General features: G+C 47.7%; 28 protein-coding genes and 1 pseudogene. 7 read left to right on the top strand and 22 right to left on the bottom strand.

From position 1 onward, the window contains the following. Window positions 1-8 precede the first annotated feature (8 nt). Window positions 9-1421: a siroheme synthase CysG gene (gene cysG, locus KDD30_RS00850; protein WP_211646962.1), complete on the bottom strand. Its 1413-nt coding sequence runs from the start codon at window positions 1419-1421 to the stop codon at window positions 9-11. A 396-nt stretch (window positions 1422-1817) separates the two neighbouring features. Between cysG and KDD30_RS00845 the strand changes: the two genes are divergently transcribed. The 3 genes from KDD30_RS00845 to KDD30_RS00835 all read left to right on the top strand — a co-directional run bounded on the left by KDD30_RS00845 (window position 1818) and on the right by KDD30_RS00835 (window position 4980). Further along, window positions 1818-3773 (top strand): bifunctional 2',3'-cyclic-nucleotide 2'-phosphodiesterase/3'-nucleotidase, encoded by a 1956-nt coding sequence (locus KDD30_RS00845; protein WP_211646961.1) that lies wholly within the window; start codon window positions 1818-1820, stop codon window positions 3771-3773. Window positions 3774-3864: 91 nt separating this feature from the next. Then, entirely contained in the window at window positions 3865-4449 is a 585-nt protein-coding gene (locus KDD30_RS00840) for a Crp/Fnr family transcriptional regulator (protein ID WP_211646960.1), read from the top strand. A 63-nt stretch (window positions 4450-4512) separates the two neighbouring features. Continuing rightward, window positions 4513-4980, top strand: coding sequence for a GNAT family N-acetyltransferase (locus KDD30_RS00835; protein WP_211646959.1), 468 nt, complete (start codon window positions 4513-4515; stop codon window positions 4978-4980). A gap of 15 nt (window positions 4981-4995) precedes the next feature. Here KDD30_RS00835 and KDD30_RS00830 read toward each other — a convergent pair whose 3' ends face one another. Continuing rightward, window positions 4996-5706: a LysM-like peptidoglycan-binding domain-containing protein gene (locus tag KDD30_RS00830; protein WP_211646958.1), complete on the bottom strand. Its 711-nt coding sequence runs from the start codon at window positions 5704-5706 to the stop codon at window positions 4996-4998. A gap of 137 nt (window positions 5707-5843) precedes the next feature. Between KDD30_RS00830 and KDD30_RS00825 the strand changes: the two genes are divergently transcribed. Beyond that, complete coding sequence (locus KDD30_RS00825) at window positions 5844-6464, top strand: FKBP-type peptidyl-prolyl cis-trans isomerase (RefSeq protein ID WP_211646957.1); 621 nt, start codon at window positions 5844-5846, stop codon at window positions 6462-6464. A gap of 185 nt (window positions 6465-6649) precedes the next feature. Beyond that, window positions 6650-7141: a DUF2780 domain-containing protein gene (locus KDD30_RS00820; RefSeq protein WP_249199168.1), complete on the top strand. Its 492-nt coding sequence runs from the start codon at window positions 6650-6652 to the stop codon at window positions 7139-7141. A gap of 144 nt (window positions 7142-7285) precedes the next feature. Here KDD30_RS00820 and KDD30_RS00815 read toward each other — a convergent pair whose 3' ends face one another. From KDD30_RS00815 to dusA, 7 genes are all read right to left on the bottom strand, one after another. Further along, entirely contained in the window at window positions 7286-8047 is a 762-nt protein-coding gene (locus KDD30_RS00815) for a phosphoadenylyl-sulfate reductase (RefSeq protein WP_211646956.1), read from the bottom strand. Continuing rightward, window positions 8040-9734: an assimilatory sulfite reductase (NADPH) hemoprotein subunit gene (gene cysI, locus KDD30_RS00810; protein ID WP_211646955.1), complete on the bottom strand. Its 1695-nt coding sequence runs from the start codon at window positions 9732-9734 to the stop codon at window positions 8040-8042. The genes KDD30_RS00815 and cysI overlap by 8 nt, the downstream gene beginning before the upstream one ends. Further along, window positions 9734-11554 carry an assimilatory sulfite reductase (NADPH) flavoprotein subunit gene (locus KDD30_RS00805; protein WP_211646954.1) on the bottom strand — a complete coding sequence of 607 codons (1821 nt, stop codon included), beginning with the start codon at window positions 11552-11554 and terminating at the stop codon, window positions 9734-9736. Before KDD30_RS00805 ends, cysI begins: the two co-directional genes overlap by 1 nt. 198 nt (window positions 11555-11752) lie before the next feature. Further along, window positions 11753-11986, bottom strand: coding sequence for a thymidylate kinase (locus tag KDD30_RS00800; RefSeq protein ID WP_211646953.1), 234 nt, complete (start codon window positions 11984-11986; stop codon window positions 11753-11755). 109 nt (window positions 11987-12095) lie between these two features. After that, entirely contained in the window at window positions 12096-12749 is a 654-nt protein-coding gene (locus KDD30_RS00795) for a TIGR04219 family outer membrane beta-barrel protein (RefSeq protein WP_211646952.1), read from the bottom strand. A gap of 169 nt (window positions 12750-12918) precedes the next feature. Next, the gene (gene pspG / locus KDD30_RS00790) at window positions 12919-13143 is read right to left on the bottom strand and encodes an envelope stress response protein PspG (protein ID WP_211646951.1); all 225 of its coding nucleotides are present in this window, start codon (window positions 13141-13143) and stop codon (window positions 12919-12921) included. Between the two features lie 238 nt (window positions 13144-13381). Next, window positions 13382-14383 carry a tRNA dihydrouridine(20/20a) synthase DusA gene (gene dusA / locus KDD30_RS00785; protein WP_211649400.1) on the bottom strand — a complete coding sequence of 334 codons (1002 nt, stop codon included), beginning with the start codon at window positions 14381-14383 and terminating at the stop codon, window positions 13382-13384. Between the two features lie 109 nt (window positions 14384-14492). Between dusA and KDD30_RS00780 the strand changes: the two genes are divergently transcribed. Continuing rightward, complete coding sequence (locus tag KDD30_RS00780; RefSeq protein ID WP_211646950.1) at window positions 14493-15557, top strand: site-specific integrase; 1065 nt, start codon at window positions 14493-14495, stop codon at window positions 15555-15557. 63 nt (window positions 15558-15620) lie between these two features. On the opposite strand, the gene KDD30_RS00775 is transcribed toward KDD30_RS00780, so the two are convergent. From KDD30_RS00775 to KDD30_RS00755, 5 genes are all read right to left on the bottom strand, one after another. Next, window positions 15621-16154, bottom strand: a complete 534-nt coding sequence (locus KDD30_RS00775; RefSeq protein WP_211646949.1) for a hypothetical protein — start codon at window positions 16152-16154, stop codon at window positions 15621-15623. After that, on the bottom strand, window positions 16151-16693 hold the full coding sequence (locus KDD30_RS00770) for a hypothetical protein (protein ID WP_211646948.1): 543 nt from the start codon (window positions 16691-16693) through the stop codon (window positions 16151-16153). The genes KDD30_RS00775 and KDD30_RS00770 overlap by 4 nt, the downstream gene beginning before the upstream one ends. A gap of 15 nt (window positions 16694-16708) precedes the next feature. Beyond that, window positions 16709-17401, bottom strand: a complete 693-nt coding sequence (locus tag KDD30_RS00765) for a hypothetical protein (RefSeq protein WP_211646947.1) — start codon at window positions 17399-17401, stop codon at window positions 16709-16711. A gap of 326 nt (window positions 17402-17727) precedes the next feature. Then, on the bottom strand, window positions 17728-17865 hold the full coding sequence (locus KDD30_RS00760; RefSeq protein WP_155804952.1) for a hypothetical protein: 138 nt from the start codon (window positions 17863-17865) through the stop codon (window positions 17728-17730). Then, complete coding sequence (locus tag KDD30_RS00755) at window positions 17862-18278, bottom strand: hypothetical protein (RefSeq protein WP_211646946.1); 417 nt, start codon at window positions 18276-18278, stop codon at window positions 17862-17864. The genes KDD30_RS00760 and KDD30_RS00755 overlap by 4 nt, the downstream gene beginning before the upstream one ends. A gap of 38 nt (window positions 18279-18316) precedes the next feature. Between KDD30_RS00755 and KDD30_RS00750 the strand changes: the two are divergent. Then, window positions 18317-18562 (top strand): annotated as a pseudogene (locus KDD30_RS00750) (tyrosine-type recombinase/integrase); the annotation flags it as partial. Here KDD30_RS00750 and KDD30_RS00745 read toward each other — a convergent pair. From KDD30_RS00745 to KDD30_RS00710, 8 genes are all read right to left on the bottom strand, one after another. Continuing rightward, window positions 18559-18801 carry a hypothetical protein gene (locus KDD30_RS00745; RefSeq protein ID WP_211646945.1) on the bottom strand — a complete coding sequence of 81 codons (243 nt, stop codon included), beginning with the start codon at window positions 18799-18801 and terminating at the stop codon, window positions 18559-18561. The pseudogene KDD30_RS00750 and the gene KDD30_RS00745 sit on opposite strands and share 4 nt — an antisense overlap. A gap of 27 nt (window positions 18802-18828) precedes the next feature. Further along, window positions 18829-19749, bottom strand: a complete 921-nt coding sequence (locus KDD30_RS00740) for an IS5 family transposase (protein ID WP_211646944.1) — start codon at window positions 19747-19749, stop codon at window positions 18829-18831. A 274-nt stretch (window positions 19750-20023) separates the two neighbouring features. Further along, window positions 20024-20527, bottom strand: a complete 504-nt coding sequence (locus tag KDD30_RS00735) for a hypothetical protein (RefSeq protein ID WP_211646943.1) — start codon at window positions 20525-20527, stop codon at window positions 20024-20026. Window positions 20528-20625: 98 nt separating this feature from the next. Then, window positions 20626-21075, bottom strand: a complete 450-nt coding sequence (locus KDD30_RS00730; protein WP_249199167.1) for a hypothetical protein — start codon at window positions 21073-21075, stop codon at window positions 20626-20628. 28 nt (window positions 21076-21103) lie between these two features. After that, entirely contained in the window at window positions 21104-22345 is a 1242-nt protein-coding gene (locus KDD30_RS00725) for a hypothetical protein (protein ID WP_211646942.1), read from the bottom strand. A 33-nt stretch (window positions 22346-22378) separates the two neighbouring features. Beyond that, window positions 22379-22861, bottom strand: a complete 483-nt coding sequence (locus KDD30_RS00720; RefSeq protein WP_211646941.1) for a BRCT domain-containing protein — start codon at window positions 22859-22861, stop codon at window positions 22379-22381. A gap of 64 nt (window positions 22862-22925) precedes the next feature. Continuing rightward, window positions 22926-23726: an FRG domain-containing protein gene (locus KDD30_RS00715; protein WP_211646940.1), complete on the bottom strand. Its 801-nt coding sequence runs from the start codon at window positions 23724-23726 to the stop codon at window positions 22926-22928. A 67-nt stretch (window positions 23727-23793) separates the two neighbouring features. Then, entirely contained in the window at window positions 23794-24396 is a 603-nt protein-coding gene (locus KDD30_RS00710) for a helix-turn-helix domain-containing protein (protein WP_211646939.1), read from the bottom strand. Window positions 24397-24430: the final 34 nt, after the last annotated feature.

The following is a 24430-nucleotide window of genomic DNA, read 5'->3' as shown; positions in this document are numbered from 1 at the left end:
TCTCCATGTTAAGCCAGGCTCACGACAGCGGGGTGTGGTTGCCCTTGTTGTTCCTGCTTTCCGAACCAATGTAATTTCTGCGCAAGATTCACCACTTCACCCACAACAATGAGTGACGGGGATTCTGCGTGCTCTGCAAGCTGTGCCAGTTCACTTAACTGACCTTTGTAAATTTTTTGTGATGCCTGCGTGCCTCTCTCAATAATAGCAACAGGCGTATCTGCTGCCCGGCCATGTTCGATCAGCTGTTGCTGGATATGGCTCGACTTCATCAAGCCCATGTAAATCACCAGCGTCTGCTTGCCTCGCGCCAGTGTTGACCAGTCCAGTGTGTCGCTGTCGGGTTTGGTGTGGCCAGTGATAAACATCGCGCTCTGCGCATAATCCCGGTGCGTCAGCGGAATCCCGGCATAAGCCGTTGCACCCGCCGCAGCGGTAATGCCCGGGACCACCTGAAATGGAATACCGGCATCAAACAGCACTTCCAGTTCTTCGCCTCCCCGGCCAAACATGAAGGGATCGCCCCCTTTAAGACGAACCACACGTTTGCCCTGGCTGGCATGTTCAACCAGCAGACGATTGGTTTCTTCCTGTGGCACACTGTGGAATCCGGCACGTTTCCCCACGCAAACCAGTTCGGCATCGCGGCGGACCAGATCCATAATGTCGTCTGAGACCAGATAGTCGTACAGCACCACATCAGCCTGCTGCATCAGCTGCAACGCGCGCAAAGTCAGCAAGCCCGCATCGCCAGGTCCGGCACCAATCAGCGCAACCTGTCCTTGCAGTGAAACTTGCTGGGACTGACGGACCAACTCCTGCTCGGCTTCCTGATCTTGACCGGCCGCCACCAGCTCAGCGAAACGACCATCAAACGCCTGTTCCCAGAACAGTCGACGCGCCGACAAGGTCTTCACGGTATTTTTCAGCCGATCCCGGAAATTTCCGGCCAGCGTGGCCATTTTGCCCAGATGCTGCGGCAGCAAGGCTTCGAGTTTTTCCCGCACCAGACGTGCCAGCACCGGGGCTTTGCCAGAAGAAGAGATAGCGACAATGATTGGAGAGCGATCCACAATCGACGGCACAATAAAGCTGCAACGCTGCGTGTCATCGACCACATTCACCAGCACCTGACGCTGGTTGGCCGACTGATACACCAGTGCGTTCACGGCTTTGCGATCGGTTGCAGCGATGGCCAGAAAAATGCCATCGAGATGCTCTGGGTAAAATTCTGCCGCCAGATGCGTCACCTGTCCGTGATGCACTGCCTGTTGAAAATCTGCATTCAGCTCAGGAGCAATCACTCGGACATCCGCTCCGGCTTTCAGCAGCATCCGGGTTTTACGCCAGGCGACTTCACCGCCGCCGACAACCAGGCAGGGGCGACGCTTCAAATCGGCAAAAATTGGTAGGTAGTCCATAATCACTGCTCTTACTCACTGTAATTAACAGCACTATAGACGGGGCGAGATATTACCTGAAATTCTAAAATTTCATTTTTTATTCCCAAAAGTTTAGGCAGCCTTCCTTTTGGTCTCTTCATTCGAGATCTGCTGTATCAGAAGGTCAAACGCGGCCTAACTCTGTATAAAACAACTCTTTTTCAGGCACTGACACATTCAAAAAAGATTAAGTTATGACATTCTGTTCTAACTCATCCCTCATGGCTTCGTCTCCTCGCAACCCGTGACACGGCGTGAACCCATCCGCGTAACGAGTGAAATGCGTGTCACATATCTGACAAGTCGTTGCAATTCACGCACAGTATTTTTGCTACCTTAAGCCACGTTTCTTATCCATTTAAATACGGTGAAATCATGCCCTTATCTGTTAAACCACTTTCTGTCGCCGTACTGGGTGCCCTGCTGACCACGGCAGGCCCGGCACTGGCCGATACAATCAAGCTGCGTATTCTGGAAACCACGGATATCCATGCCAATGTCATGGACTATGACTATTACAAAGACAAAGCCACTGAAAAAACCGGGCTGGTCCGAACGGCTACGCTGGTTGAACAAGCCCGGCAGGAAGTGGTGAACAGTGTTCTGGTTGATAATGGCGATCTGATCCAGGGCAGCCCCATGGGCGACTATATGGCGGCAAAAGGTCTGAAAGCCGGTGACGTTCACCCGGTTTATAAAGCCATGAACCCGCTGAACTATGACGTGGGCAACCTCGGCAATCATGAATTCAACTATGGCCTGTCGTTCCTGAACTCGGCTCTGGAAGGCGCGAATTTCCCGTATATCAATGCCAATGTGTATGACCTGAAAACCGGACAGAATCTGTTCACGCCTTATCTGATCAAAACCTACCGCCTGCAGGACACCGACGGCCAGGCCCACAACATCAAAATCGGCTACATTGGTTTCGTACCGCCGCAAATCATGATCTGGGATAAAAAGAATCTGGAAGGTAAAGTCGAAGCCAGAGATATCAAAAAGACGGCTGAATACTTCGTGCCGAAGATGAAAGCCGAAGGTGCCGATGTGATTGTCGCGATTCCGCACTCCGGCGTTTCGGCCGATCCTTATCAGGCGATGGCGGAAAACTCAGTCTATTACCTCACGGAAGTTGACGGCATTGACGCCATTGCCTTCGGTCACTCTCATGCGGTGTTCCCGAGCAAAACGTTCTCGGCACTGCCGAATACCGATCTCGACAAAGGCACCATCAATGGTGTGCCGTCGGTCATGCCCGGCCGCTGGGGCGATCATCTGGGGGTCATTGATCTGGTGTTGTCACAGCAAGACGGTAAGTGGGTCGTGACCCAGGGCCAGACCGAAGCACGTCCGATCTTCGAAGGTGGAAAATCTTTGGTTGAAGCAGATCCCAAGCTGGTTGCAGCGGTGGCCGCAGATCACAAAGGCACTCAAACCTTTGTGAACCAGCCCATCGGTAAAGCCAGCGATGTGATGTACAGCTATCTGGCGCTGGTGCAGGATGATCCGACCGTGCAAATTGTCAATCTGGCCCAGAAAGATTATGTCGAGCGCTTCATTCAAGGGGATCCGGATCTGGACGGTCTGCCTGTCCTGTCGGCTGCCGCGCCTTTCAAAGCTGGCGGGCGGGCCAACGATCCGGGCAACTACACAGAAGTGGAAGCCGGTCAGCTGACGTTCCGGAATGCCGCCGATTTATATCTGTATCCAAATACACTGGTCGCCCTGAAAGTGACAGGGAAAGAGGTGAAAGAATGGCTGGAATGTGCTGCCGGACAGTTCAATCAGATCGATCTGACCTCGAGCGCGCCGCAGTCACTCATTAACTGGGAAGACTTCCGCACATACAATTTTGATGTGATTGATGGGGTCCGGTATCAGATCGATGTGTCTCAGCCAGCGCGTTACGACGGGGACTGCAAGCTGGTGAACCCGAATGCAGAACGTATCAGGCAACTGACTTATCAGGACCAGCCGCTGGATCCGGCGCAGACATTCCTGATAGCGACCAACAACTACCGCGCATATAGCGCCAAGTTTGCCGGAACCGGAGAACAATACGTCGCGTTCTCTGCGCCGGATGAAAACCGAAGCGTCGTGGCAAACTACATCAGCCGGGTGAGCAAAGACAAAGGCCAGGTGACGCCAAGTGCAGATAACAACTGGTATTTTGCTCCGCTGAAAAGTGCAACACCACTTGATATCCGCTTTGAAACGTCACCGAGCAACACCGCAGCGGAATTCATCAAAGCCAAAGGTCAGTACCCGATGAAGCAGGTAGCGACGAATCCTGAAGGCTTTGCCGTCTACCGAATTGATCTGCAAGGCTGATCCCCGCCATTGGATTCAACGATGACCGCAGCTCCGGCTGCGGTTTTTTTTGATAAGCTTAGGGGAAACACACTCACAGACATCCGAGACCATGAACGCACCGCTCTCACAATTTCTGGCACTGCACGCCGCCTCCCCGGAAGCAATCGCCCAGGCTGAATCTGTCGCCGAGACACTCGAGCTCCCCACCCGTCACATTCTCCTGAATCAGGGGGAACTGGCAACTCAGGCGTTTTTCCTGATCGATGGGTTATGTCATGCCTGCTACCTTACAGCCGAAGGTCATGCCATCAGCAAAGATTTCTTCTGGGAGCAGGAGCTGCTCATCGGCTTTGAAAGCCTGCTGACAGAAGAAGGCTCGCCTTATCTGCTGGAAACGTTGTCTGCCTGCCGAGTGCTGACTTTACCGATCGATCTCATTCTGAACTGGCGGGAAACGTGTCCGGATTTATATATGGCGCTGGCAGAAAGGCAACTGCTGTTTCGCGAACAAAAAGAACAGTTCATGCGGCTGTACAGCCCGGCCAGACGATATGCCCTGTTTACAGAAAGCATTGGCGATTTTACTGCGCACATCAGCAACGCCCAGTTGGCCTCCTATCTCGGATTGTCAGCCACTCAGCTCGACAGCCTGAAACGTCACCTGCATACGCCCCCGGAGGCGTCGGCACCATAAGTGTTGCACTCACTGAATCCACCCCATATGCTGCTGAGAAACTCTCATCTATAAGGAAGTCGTATGATGCAGTGGCAGTGCCTTGGTTTTGATGAACTGACAACGCAGCAACTTTATGATGTGCTCAAACTACGGGTGGATGTTTTTGTGGTTGAACAACACTGTCCTTACCCCGAAATCGACGGACATGACACAGCCGAAGGTGTGCATCATCTGATGGCGTATGAGGACGGTGTGCTGATGGCTTACCTCCGCCTGCTCCCAGCAGGGCTGACTTATGATGCGGTCAGTATCGGGCGGGTCATGACATCAGAAGCAGCCCGAGGCCGTGGACTGGGCCATGAACTGATGCAGCAGGGACTGTACTTTGCGGAACAACTCTGGCCGGGACAGGCCATTGAAATTGGTGCCCAGTCACACTTGCAGGGATACTATGGCCGGTTTGGCTTCACACCTTTTTCTGAGGAATATCTGGAAGACGGCATCCCGCATATTGATATGCGGCTGACCAAAAACCAGTCCGCCGCTTAAATTTTTGCAGGGCCTCTATTTACCGCGGGCAAAACTGCCGTCTGATCGGCGGAAGAACATCACCGGATCCCCGCTGCGGCTCTCAATCTGCAATACATCGAGATCGCCGTTGGCCAGTTGCTTGTACCGCAGCAACTGGCCTGATTTGATCTGACTCAGAGGTTTATCTTTCCCTTCAATCGCAGCAATGGCGTACAAATCCGTCAGTGGCAGTGATTTGGAACGGAAGATCGTCGCCAGCGTTTCTCCCTGCTTCACTTCATAGCTCCGCCAGTTTGCACCAGACTGCGACTGACTGGTTACCGTCGCTGGTTTCACTTCCGGTTTCGGACGGGCATCGGGCTGCTGCTCTGCATTGAGCGGATGAATCGTTGAAGTGATTGGCGCACGCTGACGCTGCGGTTGTTCCGCTTCCCGTGGCGTTTCAGATAAGTTCAGGCTGACTTCCTGACGGACAGGCTCGCCGCCGGGGACTTTGAGTTCCGGCTCGGGCGCAGGTAAAAACAGGAGCACGATGACGACAGGCACCAGCACCATTAATGCTTTACGGTGGAAACCGGGCAGAAGCTGCCAGTATGGTGTCACTTTTGTGCTGACAGCCTGCCATTGGCTCTTGCAGACATCCCGCCATGGCATTGCGCTGATACGGGCTTTCCATTCCGCCAGCGAAATGTTCGGCAGTGCCGGTGCTGTTTTTTTCCTGTTACGGCGTTTTGCCTGTCCCATAACAACTACTCTCCATCACTCTGCGCCAAATCTTCGGGATCACGCTTTGTTGCGACCCCTGTTTACAAAAGTTTACCCCTAAGGGCTGAAACTGTTATCCTGCCCGCTTAATTCACTCGACATCAAGAGACAAGACTATGTCTGACGTTAAACTAGATACAGTTGAAACCCAAGCGAGCTACGGTATCGGTCTGCAAATGGGCCAGCAACTGGCTCAAAGCGGCCTGGAAGGCCTGAACGTTGCAGCCATCGCAAAAGGCATCGCGACTTCACTGACTGGCGACATGCCAGAAATCCCAGTTGACGACATCAACAACGCACTGCGTGAACTGCACACACGTGCAGAATCTGCGCGTCAGGAGCAAGCAAAAGCTGCTGCTGCTGATGGTGAAGCCTTCCTCAAAGATAACGCACTGCGCTCTGAAGTAACAGTGACCGATTCCGGCCTTCAGTACGAAGTACTGGTTGAAGGCAACGGTGAAATCCCAACGTCTGACAAGCAAGTTCGCGTGCACTACCACGGTGAGCTGACCGACGGTACTGTGTTCGACAGCTCAGTAACCCGTGGCCAGCCAGCTGAATTCCCAGTGACCGGCGTGATCGCAGGTTGGGTTGAAGCCCTGCAAATGATGCCTGTTGGCTCAAAGTGGAAACTGTACATCCCGCACAACCTGGCTTATGGCGAGCGTGGTGCAGGTGCAGCGATTCCTCCTTTTGCTGCGCTGGTCTTCGAAGTCGAACTGCTGGACATCCTGTAAGTCCTGCCATCTTCGGTCAAAACGGTGCTTCGGCACCGTTTTTTGTCTCCTTTCAACGCGATAGCTCAGGAATAAACTGACAGGAAACTGACAGTTTGCCCTCTTTTATCTTTTCCAGACTACGCTTAGAGTAGCTTTTAGCTTTCCAGCGGGATCCCCCGCGCCTCTATTCTAAGGAGAATGTTATGACCCGAGCTTTACTTCAACGCATGTGGCTGTTTGTCATCCCGCTTGCTGCCTGCCTGACCCTGAGCACCGCTGCCCATGCCTTCAGCCTGTCCGACCTTTTCGGCGGCGGTGACGACAAAATGGAAGCCCTGGCTGATAACCCACTGGCCAGCATGCTGACCGATCAACTCGGCGTCAGCACCGAACAAGCTGCTGGCGGTGCTGGTGCGCTGTTATCCATGGCCGCCAGTCAGCTCAGTGGCGATCAGGCCTCTGAACTGACCAAACTCATCCCGGGTTCTGAAAACCTGATGGATGCAATTCCTGCCGGCCTGGGTGGCATGCTGAACAACATGGATGCGCTGGGCCCTGTGTTCACTGCACTTGGATTAGACGCCAGTATGATCAGTCAGTTCATCCCAATCATCACACAATTTTTAGGCACTCAGGGCGCCAGCGCCGGGCTCATCGATACCCTGACCAAAATCTGGACGCCAACAGCAGGCTGACCCGATTCAGACAACGGCCGAGCGTAACGATTCCGCATTTTTTTGCTGTCAGACTCAGGTCAATTTTCTGATTCGCAAATAAAAAAACCTGACGGGTTTCCCCAGTCAGGTTTTTTATTCTTTTCATGTCAGGTGACCCTGGGATCAGATGCCCGAGCCATCACTTTCTACGTCATCTTCATGCAATCCGCATTCACGCTTCAGGCCAAAGAAGCGGGTTTCCTCTTCTGCCATACCGGGCACCCACTTGGTGGTGGTATGCACATCACCCATGGAACGGTAACCCTGCTCGCGCAGTGGATGGTAAGGCAAGTCATGCTCAAGCAGGTAGGTATCAATGTCCTGCTCACTCCAGTCGATCAGCGGCAGGAACTTGAATTTCCCATTCTGAATCGCCAGAACCGGTAAGGTCGCCCGGGTTGAAGACTGTGCGCGTCGCAGGCCGGAAAACCAGGTGTTGACCTGTAAGTCTTCCAGCGCACGGCGCATAGGTTCAACTTTGTTCATTTTGTTGTATTGCTTAATGCCATCAACACCCTGCGTCCACAGCTGACCATACCGCGCTTCCTGCCAGGCCGGACTCAGCTCAGCCCGGTACACTTTCAGATTCAGAGACAAACGCTCCGTCAGAAAATCTACAAACTGATAAGTTTCCGGAAACAGATAACCGGTATCGGTCAGGATCACCGGAATATTCGGTGATTCCTGTGTCACCAGATGCAGCATCACGGCAGACTGGATCCCAAAGCTCGAAGCCAGTGCAAAATTGCCGTCCAGATATTCCAGCGCCCAGCGAACACGCTGTTGGGCTGTCATCTGCTCCAGCTCAGCGTTAATTTCCGCCAGCCGGAGGATCTGCTCAACCTTGCTTGCACTCAGCAAATCCGCCAACGCATATTTAGGCATAAAAATCCCTCACAGAGACCTCAACCGGAGCAATAATACCGCTGCGAATGGTGAAATCACCAAAGCCTTCATCGGCTTCACGTTCTTTCGCCCAGCGGCCCACCAGTTGATCCAGCTCAGTCATAATTTCATCAACGGTAATGTTTTCACGGTACATCTTTGGAATTCGGGTGCCATTGATGTTACCGCCCAGATGCAGGTTATAGCGGCCCGGCGCTTTTCCGACCAGACCGATTTCCGCCAGCATGGCACGACCACAACCGTTCGGACAGCCCGTCACCCGCAGGATCACATGCTCCTCTTTGCTCAGACCATGTTTTTCCAGCAGTCCTTCAAAGTCCGTCACGAACTCCGGCAGAAAACGCTCTGCTTCAGCCATCGCCAGCGGACAGGTCGGCAGCGACACACAGGCCATCGAATTCTGACGCTGCACACTGACGCCGTCGTCAATCAAACCGTGCTCACGCGCAATTTGCTCGACTGTCGCTTTATCTTCCGGTGCAACCCCGGCAATAATCAGGTTCTGGTTTGAAGTCATGCGGAAATCCCCGGTGTGGATCTTCGCAATCTCAGCAATGCCGGTCTTCAGCGGCTTGTCCGGGTAATCCAGAATCCGGCCGTTTTCAATAAACAGCGTCAGGTGATACTTGCCATCAATGCCATTCACCCAACCGAATCGATCGCCTCGTCCGGTGAACTCGTAAGGACGACTTGCTTCAAAAGTCACACCAGCACGCTTTTCAACTTCCGCTTTGAACACATCCACACCAACACGATCCAAGGTGTACTTGGTTTTCGCGTTTTTCCGGTTCGAACGGTTTCCCCAGTCGCGCTGCGTCGTCACAACAGCAGAGGCGACATCCAGCGTTTTCTCCAGCGGGACAAAACCAAAATCATCCGCGCGGCGCGGATACGTCGCCGTATCCCCGTGAGTCATGGCAAGGCCACCACCAACCAGCACGTTAAAACCGATCAACTGACCCTTTTCAGCAATGGCGACAAAGTTCAGATCGTTGGCATGCACATCCACATCATTTTGTGGCGGGATCACAACCGTGGTCTTGAACTTACGCGGCAGATACGTCGAGCCCAGAATCGGTTCTTTGTCCTGTTGCTCGGCTTCCAGTTTTTCACCATTGAGCCAGATTTCCGCATAAGCACGGGTTTTTGGCAGCAGGTGTTCACTGATTTTCTTCGCCCAGTCATAAGCTTGCTGATGCAGTTCAGACTCAACCGGATTCGACGTACACAGCACGTTCCGGTTTACGTCACCCGCCGTGGCAATCGAGTCGATGCCATAGTCATTGAGCGTCTGGTGCATCAGTTTGATATTCGGCTTCAGGACACCATGGAACTGGAACGTCTGACGCGTGGTCAGGCGGATACTGCCATACATGGTTTTATCCTGAGCAAACTGATCAATCGCCAGCCACTGTTTCGGCGTGATGATCCCACCCGGCATCCGGGCACGCAGCATCACATTGTGCAGCGGTTCGAGCTTTTGCTTCTGGCGTTCAGGACGAATGTCGCGGTCATCCTGCTGATACATGCCGTGGAAACGGATCAGCTGGAAGTTGTCTGCCGTAAAGCCACCGGTGATCCGATCCTGCAAATCATCTTGAATGGTGCCACGCAGGAAGTTACTTTCGCGTTTCAGGCGTTCATTATCAGACAGTTTCTCAGTCATTAGTACACATCCTTCTGGTAGCGTTTGGCTTTACGCAAATCATTCAAATACAGTTCTGCATCTTCACGGCTCTTGCCGCCCTGCTGCTCAACCACGGTGATCAAAGCATCGTGCACATCTTTGGCCATCCGGTTGGCATCACCGCACACATACAGATGCGCACCTTCCTGCAGCCACTGCCAGACTTCCGCTGCGTTTTCCAGAATGCGGTGCTGAACATAAACTTTCTCGGCCTGATCGCGGCTGAATGCGACATCCAGTCGGGTCAGAACGCCATCTTTCAGATATTTCTGCCATTCCACCTGATACAGAAAATCATCCGTGAAGGTCCGGTCACCGAAGAACAACCAGTTCTTCCCTTCCGCATCGCGGTTTTCTCTTTCCTGAATGAACGACCGGAACGGTGCAATACCTGTCCCCGGACCAATCATGATCACTGGCGTATTGTCATCAGAAGGCAGTTTGAAGTTCTTGTTTTCTTCGACAAAAACACGAACATTCGCACCTTCTTCTGCTCGGTGGGCCAGGAAACCGGATGCTCCGCCAAATCGAGGCTCATCACCTTGCTGATATTCCACCAGACCCACGGTCAGATGCACTTCTTCACCCACTTCTTCCTGACTGGAAGCAATGGAGTACAGGCGCGGCGTTAAGCGACGCAGCAGGCCCTGAAGCTGCTCGGCACTCAGCTGAGTTTTCTTTTCGGCAAAAACATCTATGACCTGCGTATTGGCTGCGTACTCACGCAGTTTGTCTTTGTCTTCCACCAGTTTCTGCAGTTTCTTGCTGCCTGACAGTTCCGCAAACTTTGTCACCAATTGCGGATTCGCTGCCGTGATTTCATACTGGCTGATCAGGGCATCTTTCAGATTCATGGATGCGCCGTCTACGTCGACACTTTCTTCGCCCGTCAGACCGACTTTCGCCGCGAGTGCTGCTGCCAGTGCCGGATCATTGTCGTACCAGACACCCAATGCATCACCCGGCTGATAGGTCAGACCGGATTCGCCCAGATCGATCTCGACATGGCGGACATCTTTACCGGAATCGCGGCCCGTGATTTTCTGGCTCACCAGTAATTCAGCGGCATACGGATTTTGTTTGTTGTACTGCGACACCGCTGCTGCAGCGCTCTGCCCGACCGGCAGTTGCACCACGTCAGCCTGACTGCCGCCCAGCAATTCACCTTTGATGCTGTCCAGCGCTTTGCTGCGCCATTCCGCCGCAGGAGCATCGTAGTCGACATCACAGTCAATGCGCTCAATGAAAGCTTTGGCACCCAGCTTGCTGAGATAGCTGTCGAAGTCTTTTGCCGTCTGGCAGAAAAACTCGTAGCTTGAGTCGCCCAGTCCCAGCACGGCATAGTTCAGGTTTGGCAGCTTCGGTGCGCGTTTGGACTGCAAAAACTCATGCAGTTCAATCGCATCATCCGGCGCTTCCCCTTCCCCGTGGGTTGACGCCACAAAGACCACATGGGTTTCTTTGGCGAGGTTCTTGCCTTTATAGTCACCGGCCGCGAACACCTCGGCCTGCATGCCGGAAGCAACCGCTTCATCTTTCAGCGCCTGAGCCACACCTTTGGCGTTGCCCGTCTGCGATGCATAAATAATGGTAAGTTTGCCAGCCGGTTTGGCTGCCACAGCAACCGCAGGCTGACCAGCAGGCTGCTGGCCTGCCGCTTGGGTTTGGCTTAACCCCCAGAAATAACCACTGATCCAGGCCATCTGCTGTGGTGACAGTTCTGCGACTGCCTGTTGCAGCTGGCCGATCTGCTGATCATTGAGCGGGCTTGCTAAAGCCGAGAGTTCCTTAAGTAACATGACACGACGATCCCTTTACATTGCGTACAGGGTAGATTAGCTACTCGACCAAATAACAAGAAAGAATAGATAAGAATGTTTTATAACTTTTTGGAAGTGAAGATGAGTGGGAAATCAATAAAAATCGCCCAATCCGGGGATTTGAGCGACCTTGGCTGCGCCTGACGTACCGTCAGACAGTGAGAAAAACAGCAAACCTCAGAAATGATCAGCAATACGGACCTGATGAAATCCGACCTCAAATGCCCGTTCCGTGGCCGTATCAATATCACGGTAGCATTTTTCGCTGCCGGAGCCGTCTGTCAGGGTGACAAAACCACCGCGGCGATGACGAAACTCCACCACCCAGCCATTGGCCTGAAGTGATGGTTCAATCACGGCTTCAACGATTTCACTGTTGGCATACAAACGCTGTAACTCGGTTATGGTCATCGGCCTGATTCCTGAGTGATTGCCCAATTTAAAAATGGTCTATAACTCAGAAAACAGGCAACAAAAAAGCCATGCATTTCGCATGGCTTTTGTAATCTTGGGCACTGAATCAGAAATCGACTTCAACACCGGCAAAGAAACCATCCAGTTTCACTTTGCCACCCAGAGGGTTGTTGATGGCATCAAAATCATAATCCATCACACGATAACCACCGCGCAGATTCAGATCTGCAGCAACTAACGGGATCGTAAATTTCATACCGGCTTTTACGTCCAGCGTGCTGGTATCGTCGAATTCACCGACGTTACCTTCTGCAAACGCGGTCAGCGGCGTTGCCGGGAAACCGAATTCAACATTGCCGTAAATGGCTGGCTGCCACTCGTCGTCAAACGTCTGAGCATGGCCCTGTGCATTGTACTGGCCATCAGCGAATCGAATCAGCGAAACACCGATATCCACCGCAATCAGATCGTTATCCAGAATCTCGTAATAAGCAGTGAAGTCCGTTTGTTTGAATGCAACCGCATCAGCTTCAATATCAGCATAAGCAATACGTGCATTTGGAATCAGTGGAATAAAGTGTTCAAACGACACATAGAAAGAAGGCATGGTTTTATCGCCGCCATCTACAGCATCGTTAATTTCAGCACTGCTGAACCAGGCATCCGCGCCTACAGTACCACCCAGCAGCATATCAGCCTGAGCTGGCACAGCCGTTGCCAGCGCCACTGCGGCCGCCGCTGAAAGCATCGTTTTTTTCATTGTGAGTCTCCGCTCGTTATCTTTGTGCTTTGCTTTTTTGCTGCGCCAGACTATACCAGATGCTGTTCAGGAAAACCGCATTTCCTCCGTGAGAATCAGGGATTTGGCTCAAGCTCACTTTTTAAACACGCGTATCATTGCTTGTATGCATATCCTAGGAATAACGCGTTTAATAACGTTTCCGGTACGGGTTCCCCCGACGGGATCCACGATACAGCCACACCCCGATAGCAATCAAAATGATCCAAGGCAGCAGCTTAATCACCACCCCAATCAGACCCGCGAAAGCCATGACCGCAAACCCGGCCGCCATCGCAATCACCATGCCCAGTACACTGACACCCGTCATGATCAATACACCGGCAAATACCAGTAAAAACAGAATCTCAACCATTCCAATCTCTCCATTTATGCCCAGAAACCCATCAGATATATCACAAATCAGGACATCGCTGTGGGATAGAATGCAGAGTATATTGCAGGTTTCGGGCCAATCTCTCGAAACTAAAAATCATCATATCTTTCAGTCAGATACTAAAAAGCCGCAGTCCAATGCTGCGGCTTTTGAAGCTGACTGAGTGATTTTGACGAACCGTTATCGTCAATTTCGCTATCGGCTCCGAAGGAACCCGTTAAACATCAAGGTGAGCAGGGATCTTAGCCAACGCCTGCTGAACAACCTCAATGCCAGCGCCCGGTTTATGGGCATTCTCGCTGATATGACGACGCCATTGACGCGCACCCGGCATATTCTGGAACAATCCCAGCATATGACGTGTGATATGCCCCAGATAGGAGCCATTAGCCAGCTGGCGCTCAATATAAGGGTACATTGCTTCAACCACTTCGCGGCGTTTCTTCATTGGGCGATCACAGCCAAAAAGCTGCTGATCCAGTTCAGCCAGCATGTATGGATTCTGATATGCCTCGCGGCCGACCATCACACCGTCCAGATGTTGCAAGTGCGCTTCGATTTCGGCCAGTGTTTTGACACCACCGTTGATCGCCATCGTCAGATGCGGGAAATCCTGCTTCAACTGATACACACGCGGGTAATCCAGCGGCGGAATTTCGCGGTTTTCTTTCGGACTCAGGCCACTCAGCCAGGCTTTCCGGGCATGAATGGTGAAATGATCACAACCACCTTTTTCAGACACAGTTCCGACAAAATCAACCAGGAACTGATACGAGTCCTGCTCATCAATCCCGATCCGGGTTTTCACGGTCACCGGAATATCGACCACTTCACGCATAGCAGAAACACACTGCGCAACCAGATCCGCCTCGCCCATCAGACACGCACCAAAGCGGCCGTTCTGAACACGGTCCGACGGGCAACCGACATTCAGGTTCACCTCATCGTAGCCACGCGCCTGCGCCAGCTTGGCACAATGCGCCAGATCCGCCGGATTCGAACCACCCAGCTGCAATGCCAGCGGATGCTCTTCCTCGTTATACGCCAGAAAGTCACCCTTACCGTGAATAATCGCCCCGGTCGTCACCATCTCGGTATACAACAGCGCATGCTCAGACAGCAAACGATGGAAGTACCGGCAATGGCGATCGGTCCAATCGAGCATGGGTGCAACGGAGAAACGGCAAGTCGGGTATTGAGTAGGGTTTTCAGGTTTCATCATGGCTTACTTACGATCTGGATACTGTATATATATACATGAGTTTGCTAACCTCTTGCCCCAAATCTTCAATTCGTACGTATATGGTACGTATAAAAAGAGTAGGACAATGGCATCATTCAGCATTAGAAAACGGACGCTGAAAAGCGGTGAAAGCCGCTACACAGTTGAACTCATCGTCAAAAAGAATTCGCAGATTATACACAGAGAGTCCAAAACATTCAGGAAAAAAGAACTCGCCCGAACCTACGCCCGCAAGCGTCTGAACGAGCTGGAAAACCCCATGCACTCCGGTTTGAAAACCGTGTTACTGTCGGCTCTGCTGGATATGTACATCGGTGACAGGGACTTATGGGACAGAACGGGCCGGACGAAACAATACGTACTTCGGATGCTCCGGGACTGTGACATATCCTTAGTGGAGAGTAGCAAAGTTAAAACCAGTGATCTGATTCAGCACTGCCGACACCGGAAAGCCGCCGGAGCAAAGCCCGCGACGATTTATCACGAAATTGCTTACCTGCGCTCTGTGATGAAGAAAGCAGGCCCGGTGTTCAATGTTGATGCGAACCATGCCATTTTCGAAGAAGCCGTGCCTGTACTCATTGATATGGGCTTGGTGGGGAAAAGTCAGAAACGTACCCGCCGACCAACCGGGGAAGAACTGGAGCTATTAAAAGAGGGATTACTGGCCCGCCAGTCCTACCGGAGCAACGGCAAAAGCCGGATCCCATTCGTCGATATTCTGGATTTCAGTATTCTGACCTGTATGCGTATCGGGGAAGTGTGCCGCCTGCGCTGGGAAGACCTCAACGAACCACACAAAACGATTCTTGTCCGGGATCGCAAAGACCCGCGTAAGAAAGAAGGCAATCACATGATTGTGCCACTGCTGGGCGAATCCTTTGATATCGCCATGCGGCAAGACAGAAGCAATGAGCTGATATTCCCCTACAACCCGCGCAGCGTCACAGCAGGCTTTCAGCGCGTTAGGAACAGCTTAGGGATTGAGGACTTGCGTTATCATGACCTACGCCGGGAAGGTGCGAGCCGCTTGTTTGAGCGAGGCTACAGCATCGAAGATGTGGCACAGGTGACGGGACATCGAAACTTGAACATTCTTTGGCAGGTGTATACGCAGTTGCATCCGCATAAATTGCATGAGCAATATTAATAAAGGCGCCGGGAGGCGCCATTATTAATAAATATCGATACCAATAAGCTATTTTTATTTTCTCTAGCAAGATTTACGCTTCAGAACTTTTACTATTTCAGCACGCCACTTTTCATTTAATTCGTCAAGCTCAAACGTATTATCTTTTTCTAGCCATTCGCCTACAAGTCTAATCAGCTTTGGGCGAGATATACTATGCCTATTTTCTGTCAGAGACAGTTGGTTAACGATATGCTCACTGACGATTCCCAACTTTCCATGATCGAGGAACTCAATATCCTTATGCAAAGGGTTAACATCTCTATAGCATGTATTTGCTAGATTAGAATTAATATTGAGACCTTGTTGAACTAGCCAATCTTCCTCTAACCACAAAACGTCAATTTTAGCTGGCTGAGGCATGCTTACCGCTAAAGCCACAATTAGCTTTTTTACTGATTCATCTTCAAACTCTTTAGTATTTGAATGCCATACAGAAAGTGTATTATTACTTGTTCTTGTACATCCTGTAATTGCATCAGCTGTATGTTGGCTTGAGATTTTCCCAAGATTTGGCTCCCATTTATTAGCTGAAATCTTCCTTAGTAAAAAGCTCATCCTTCAAGCTCCTTTAAATACAGGATAGTTTCCAACTTATAACTCTGCAGCCAATCATAATGAAAATCACGCATTTTCTCTAAATATGCAGCATGTTCTGGTTGCTCCCAAGCTTCGGCCATCCTTATACATGCTTCATTTACAAGAGGATCCTGATGAGAACTACAACCCAAGATCAGCGTAATACCATGAGCCTTAAGCCACTCATAAGGCAAGCACGAGGCAACAGAAGCAAAAACATACAAAAAACGAGGATTTGTCATATGGTAAAGCTTTACCCATGCGCTTGTAAAAGACTCACGAAATAGAAGTGGGTTTTCTAAATGTAACTTTTCTAAATATAATTGAGTTTTACTTATTTCACCTTCAACAAACTCATCAGAAATCACATATTGAATAATTTCATTCGCGCATCTTTTCACTTTTGAATGTTCAATTAAATTGTTTTTCCTTTGACTTGAACTATCAAAAAAATTATCAAAAAAATGACTGGTAGAACCGTCTGAGTAATGATTTACAATTTTAGATAAATCTTCCAAAATAAACGCTCCCAACTAGAAATACCGTTGAAGTTCAGTAATTATTTTACTGTTATTTTCAAATAATCTATCTACTACCAATTGGCAATCTTTTAATCGAAAACGCTGTTGTTGGTTTTGGTAAACAGTGTTGCTATCAATATTAAAATTTATTAAGTCCATTGGCGACTGGCTTTTGAAAAATTGAGAGGAAACAACTGAACGTCTTATTGAACTAATGCTGTTAATTTCTTCACCAATGTCATCAAGAGCTATTTTCTCAACAATTCTATTATCCCACTCAAATGGAGAAACCTTTTTGAACGTAAAAAGTTTCTTATAGAGAGAGTCATATTGCTGAACTTCACCTTTAAAGTAAATTGAATTAAGAACAGATAATCGATTAGCCATTTTTAGTGGAAACAGCGTTGACAAAATTGAAATGATCTTAATTGTTGTACTTCTAAATTCATCTTGCGATTCATCACCAAATGAATAAATTATTATTTCATTACTTGGAAACTCCAATCTCAATCGATGATCTGGTGTAATCAATGTGACGTAATCACGATTTTGCCCAGTAAGTGTATTGTATTCATTAGAAGGTACAGGAACTAATTGATATTCTGAAAATGCTTCCAGAAGATCTCCTATCACTGTAGGTGAAGGTTCAACGTCACTATTATTTGAAAAAAAATGAAAGTGATGATTTTGATGAATGAGATCCATATAATTTCCAATAGGTTTTTAGATCTAAAATATTAGATAAACTTAATTAAGCTTATACCTTCTAACTTATCTTGTAACGCATTTTAAATGCACTTCATCACATTTACCACTCATAATTTTTGTCAATACACAACTTGAATCGCAGAACTAAGTATAAAACATCTCAAGCCACCAAATTTACTGGCTATAGCCCGCGTTTTATGACGGGCTATAGTAATATTTAAGTGCGTCTTTTCTTCACCGTCGCATTCTTCGCTTTCACCACCCGGCCACCTTTGGCGAAGCGGTAGCCTTTCTTCAGTGTGCCGTTACTTTTCAGTCCTGTCTTAGCCATGTTTTTTCCCCAGTTGTACGTTCGTTTCCAGTATTGTTAGCCGCTTGTCCTGCTTGTACAGGACGATGAGCAGCGCGATCATGGTTGGCGGTAAGCCCATTGCGGTGAGTTGTTGCAGTATCTCTATCAAGTCGGTTTGCCTCTGAGTTTTTGTGAGAAAAATTCCAGCAGGTAGCGCACCATAGAGCGCATCCCCAGCACATCCACGACAATGGCCCCGACCACATACCAGTACGGCTCTGGAATGCTTCGCAGCGCCTGAAAGCCCGCATCCACATACACTGCATAGTCCGGCACGAAGCACAGCACCAAGGGCGTGAACACAACCAGCAGAATGAATTCATCTTTCCAGCCCCTGCCCTTGAGACTCAGCTCGTCCAGATTGGCCGCTTGCTCGTCGCCATACTCCAGCCGCTTGAGCCGGGCGGCGTGCTTGGCCTGCGCCAGCTCGTCTTTGCGCTTGAGGGCTTCCGCCCTGTTCTGGCTGTGCTGCTGCCAAGCCGCCACCCCGCCCGTGATTAGGCTCATCAATGCACCCAGCATTACGCCGCCTGAATCCCAGCCTTCAGCACCCGCGCACCAACCGCCTGATCTTCCCCTACCAACCGCGCAGCGTGACTGCAGGTTTTCAGCGAGTAAGAAACAAACTGGGTATTGAAGATTTACGCTACCACGATCTACGTCGAGAAGGGGCCAGCCGCCTGTTTGAGAAAGGTTATTCGATTGAAGAAGTGGCCCAGGTCACAGGCCACCGGAACTTGAACATTCTGTGGCAGATTTACACGCAGCTTTATCCGCATAAGCTGCATGAGAAAAGCAACACTTAACAAAACTCGGCTAAGTCTTCAGCTTCGATGTAAAAGTGTGGTGAGTCTTCATTTTCCTCGTTTTCAGCGGCCACACTTTCTGCTGCACTATGAATATCGTCCATATTTTCTAAATAGTTAACTATTGCTGACTCTCTATCATCTGCCGTTTCAAAAAAATCATTCAGCGTGCTAGCTAACACTCTGAACACATAACGATTGCCGTTGCATGCGGCTTTGTTGATCAAATCGGATAACAAACAGATCTATCCCAAATAAATCATAATTTATCTAACTTTATGTGTTTTGGGCATACCCAGCCCTGTTAATTTGTTCAACGCTCGGACGGCCGCATATGCTTCGCCGACTTGAGCGTTGTAATCTCGCAGGCTTAGCGCCGAGCCAAGTAATCGTTTATATCTCGACATCGCTGTTTCAGAGATTGAGCGACTATGGTAACCACTGGTCTTTTTCCAGTGTTCATTGCTACCGTGAATCCGCTGGTTTGCAACCGCAACATTTCTGGGATGACCGTGCTCCCAGTAGGCTGCTCCAGCTCTGGGCGGGATAAGGGGCTGTGCCTTTTTCCTTTGAATCGCTTGGTAGCACAGCCTGGTATCATACGCACCATCACCTGATATCGATTTGATCTGACGATAAGTCTGGTTGAGCAACGTTGGCATAACTTCGCCATCAGTGACGGTTAATAACGAGAGTTCTGCACAGATGACTTGATGGGTATCCGCATCAACTGCAAGATGGAGTTTTCGCCAGACACGGCGTTTCTCCTTGCCATGCTTTTTCATTTTCCATTCACCTTCACCGAAAACCTTCAGGCCAGTTGCGTCAATGGCAAGATGACGAATTTCACCTCGAGCAGGCATTTTGATGGGGATATCGACCGTTTTCGCTCGTTTGCTGATACTGCTGTAGTTCGGGCATGTTAGCGGTACTTTCATCAGAGAAAACACTGAGTTCATGAACCCTTGAACAGCACGAAGTGACAGATTGAATAGTCGCTTCACCATGAGCGCAGTCATGATCGCTGTGTCTGAATACTGATAGCCGCGTCCACGGTTACCGTGATGTTCAGAGCATAACCAACTGCTTATTGCTTCTTCGTCGATCCAGAATGTCAGCGAGCCGCGGTTAATCAGTGCTTGGTTGTACTCTTTCCAGTTTTCTGTTCGGTAAGTGCTTTTGTCCATGGAAGTGATCAGTCAGTGAGCGTTATAAGATCAGATCACTGGCTGCAAGAAAAGTTCAAGCTGATTTAGTCAACAAAGCCGTTGCATGCCCCAACAAACTCGATAGAACGAGGGTTTATCTTGTATTCGTAATCATCATAATCGAATGTCCACTCTTCCATATTCGTGCCCCCTTTTTGAATTGAGCTGTGGTGTTTTAGTACCATAACGGTGAGTTACGATACTGAGCCGTAAGTCACGAAAGTATAGGAATAAAAATTAACATATTCATACCCTATGAATCACTTTCAAGCGTTTTGTTCGTTTCTTCTGGGTTGCGAAGCTTAAACAGCTCTTTATCTCCCTGACACTTGAACAAACGAGCCAGAAGAAAGAAACCTAATGCACAAACATATGCTAAAAGGGACTTAGATAGTGGTAACTTACCATCAATCAAGAAGCCCGATGCAATACCAGTAAATAACAGAGCATAAATGAGCACAAAGATCAGATAGAAGTAATACATGAGCATTGAAATGATGATTAAAACTCTATTGTTAGCAAATTTATGGTCATAAGGAGAACTCATTGCTTCTTTAATTTTTGGTTTAACTGAAGAAACACCTTGAAGGATTAACCTCCCCAACATTATGACTTTCTGGCTAAACAGTACAACAGCCGAAAAATAGATAACGCTCATTGCCGTAAAAATGACAAGCACTGTGTTAGCTAGCCACCCAAACATCGCTTCTTCTAACAATTGAAGAAGCTGTATAAGTGAACCTAATAAATCAGGCATCATTCCTCCTGCCATATGAAAATTTGTTAAAAAAGTAGTATTTTATATCTCATGCTCTTTATGGTTATGTGAGCTATTTAAGAAAATCATTAATCCAACTACCAAGAGATACTAGGCACGATAGGAGGTTCAGGTTCTTGGTAATTACTATCTCTATACGAGACATTGCAAGTTCTGCAATGCCAAGAACCTACATTATGTTCTTGCAGTCGGATAAGCTTTGTATCAGAGTCAAAACATTGAGGACAATAGGGACCCTCCTTGTCTCTTGACTGCATATTCCAATAGTAAGGCTTCTCCCAAATCATATGCTTCTTCAAGTCCTGAGATTCCTGAAGCTTACGAATCTCTTCATCCTTACTAACTAAAAGTTCCTTTAAGTCAGAAACCTCAAGCTTTGCATCGGCCAACGCACTGATGAGCTCTGCCAATTTCATATTGATCTCAGCTTGCTCAAGTGAAGTGCCACTTTCTTTAATCAGTTTTGCTATGTCAGTTGCCGTTTTCAGACTTCCTAATGCTGCATTCAAAGACGCAATGTCAATCATACCTTTACCTCATACTTAAGAACTTTCATCAAGCATCGACTTCTTCATTACTCTCTGAGTTTATCAACTCTTGATATGCCGCTTTAAAATAAGCTTTAAATTCAGAATCATTCCTGAATTCTTTGTATACGTCACTTATATCAGAAATTATCTCATAAGCTTCATTTTCCAAGTCATCTCGATGCCCTGTAATACCATAAGGTTTACTTTTGAAATACACATTCAACTCATTTTTAATTAATTTCATTAAATTGTTATCCAATGAATACTTTGAATTCATTGGTATCATTCTTTTTTTAAGAAACGTAGACTTTATCGGTATTACCTTCTTTTCAATCTTTTCTATTTTCAGCGCCAACTCTTCATGCCGACCAGCTAAATCTTCTTTATGAAAATCATTCGGAAAATTAAATTTAACAATGAATTCATCATGCAATTTCCGACCTATTAACTGCATCTCGAAATCTTCAGGCATTTGACCAAGACCAAGTTCGACAGATTCTTTCATGCGGTTTCCAAAAATAGCAATATTTTTACCTCTCTGTCTGGATTCATAAGAAAATGTTACTCTATCGGACTCCTCAACTTCAACATCAAACGCCCCCCAAACGTACCCACTCATACGAGTATCTAAATCATGCCTCTGCAAATCTAAATTTTTCTTCAATAGCCTTAGATGATCTTCTCTTTTCTCAACTTCATTTATTCTCTCGACAACATCTTCTAACTTTACCACTTTTTCAAATTCGACCTTTCTTTGCTCAAGCAAAATAATTTCTTCTTTTTCGGCCTCATTTTTCCTCTCTACAGCTTTAGCTTCATCTTCAATGGACTTTGATAATTTTTCTTGATGAATTGCCCTTTTCTGGTCTAATTCTACTTCAGATGATTTTTCCAATAATGCTAACTTAACACGAGCACTTTCAGTCTTCACTTTTTGGTCAAGTTTAAATTGATTTTCTTCTTCAACTTGCTTAACGATTTTTTCATCAACAAAATTAAATTTAGCTTTTGATACGAACAAGTTAACTAATGGCAATATAAACACATAAATAGATACTACGACCAATGGCAAAATCAAATCTGTCATAAAGCTAAACGAAAGACTATCCAGCTTTTCCAGTTTCGTATTTCTTGAATCCTCACTAAAAATAAGATAAAAAACCAAACTATGATTAACAAAAACCCAAGAAAAAACAAAGTTAACGAGTAAAGTGTTTTTGAGCCTATCTTTTAAAACATCACTAAATAATGACGTAAATTCTTTCATGATTACATCCTTGTAATGTAAAATGAGGAGTCATCACTCCTCCGGTATTTCCCCAGTCTCAATCAAGGCTATGAACTGTGGTTCGTTCAGGATGATGCAGCCTTGATCGAGTGCCTTTTCCAGTTTCTTTTGGCCTGCATTGTAGCCGTAGCAAAGCAAGTTCAAATTCTTTGTTACTTCACCGCGTACAGTCATGCCATTTGCTTTAGCAATTTCTGTGAGTTGGGTCTTGTCTGCTTTCTTAAAACCAGTGAAGTGAACGTCGAAGGTTGATGCGGAGAGAGCTTTTCTTTGGGAGGGGGAAACAATCTCATCGGGGTCGAAATTGTTAAGGTAGTCATTAGCATCTTGCAGGATGTCGAAGGTGTTGATGATTCTTTCTATCCTCAACGTTCGCGGGGCTTTGAACTTTTTACACCACCCTTGTATGTAGGGTTCATTGTGGCTGGTGTTTCGAAGGCTCTGTACACTTACAAAGCCTTCATTGTTTCGATAAACACATATCTGTTCTGACATCCTTGTTACCTCTTGTCATGATGTGATTACCTGTCTAATCAGAATAAATAACTTGTTAGACAAATTAGTATCGATCAACCTCAAGATGTAAATTACAATAATCTGAAGCTCCGCCTAGATCTGGAAAAAGCGTTGAGTGATTAATATTCATGCGGTTTAAGTATCGTAAGCAGTCAAAAAAATCCCTTTTGTTTTTTATAGGTATAAAAACCTTCATTAGCTCAATAATATTTTCGTTCCCTTCAACTCTATGCGTTTTAACCCAAGTTTCTAAGTCGACATTATTGGGCCCTCTGGTGAATAATCCTCTTTGACTAACCAGTCGGCTATTTTCATCACTCAATGGTCGTACAATTTTTACTGTCGGCTTTTGATCATTTATTAATTTTATCGAATCGCTCTTTTTAATGATGTTATTTTTGTATCTTATTGAAGACTGGGATATTGCATATACAACAATTTCGCTGCTTTTTTCTCGAACCGCGTTACTCATAGCAAAGAATAAAGCTACAAACGGTGATTCAGTCCAGTCTAGAAGAGGTGTCGCTAAACCGTGGTGTTGACCCAATGCCCACCAATCATCATCCGTATTGAGTGCTGTGGGGTGAGCCCCTCGCCGACCTCTTGTCTCATATTTAAACTTCTCTAAGTGCTGTTTTCGTTTAGGTGACTTAGAGTATCGAATTAATCTATCTAAGGTAGGCTCAAGCTTCCACTCAGACTTTGCATGCCCTCTATAAACATAAGTTGTGTAATCCAACATCTCTTGATTAATAAAATCGGAAAAGTACTTCCATGAGCTCAACCGAAACTCTTTAACTCCATCACTAAAATATCCATCTAACCATCTAGCAGGTCTTGCCACAATCAAACCTCCGTATTTTATTTCTAAATTTATCTAACATTTTAATCAACGACATCATGTCGTATATCTAATCCTTCAATAACCTTGCTGCTACCCTACCAATAACCTTGATATCGTTTTCTGAAATTTCTGTAGGTGTATCCGAGAACACAACAGATAGCTTCTTCCCGGGCAAGCGCTGAATCTTGTTGATAGAAACTCTTCCGTCAAAATCAATCAGATAATGACCAGAGAAAGGGTCAATGTTAGTCATGTCAACAAAATGTAAAACACTATCTATATCAATCACTTCTGTAGACTGGTGATTCAATCCATATCGTTCTAGTGTGCCCTCATCAATACTTGTAGTACCTGACTCAACTTTCCTGCCATCAATAATCTTATAAACAGGCAAAGAGTTAGCTGTTAATTGCTCATCACCAAGAAACTTCCCTTCACCTAATGCAATAGCCCTTAAGTTCAGCCTTGGATTATGTAAGGCTGCTCTTAAGATCAGCTCATGTGCAGTTCTATCGAACTGATTCCACGTTGAGATAGTGCTAGCTGGGATCCCATAGATATCAGCAAGCTGTCTATGCGATTTAACTCCATTTATCTCTAACAACATGTTCGTGAAATCGTTGCCCTTCAGATACTCAAAAGGCGGGATTTCTGCTTTTAACCTACCCATCTACGAACCCCAAACACCAATTGAACGAAAAACC

The organism is Photobacterium sp. GJ3, from assembly GCF_018199995.1.
Taxonomy (GTDB): Bacteria; Pseudomonadota; Gammaproteobacteria; order Enterobacterales; family Vibrionaceae; genus Photobacterium.
Note: the sequence above shows the minus strand (reverse complement) of the source record. Positions and strands in the feature narration are given on the sequence as shown.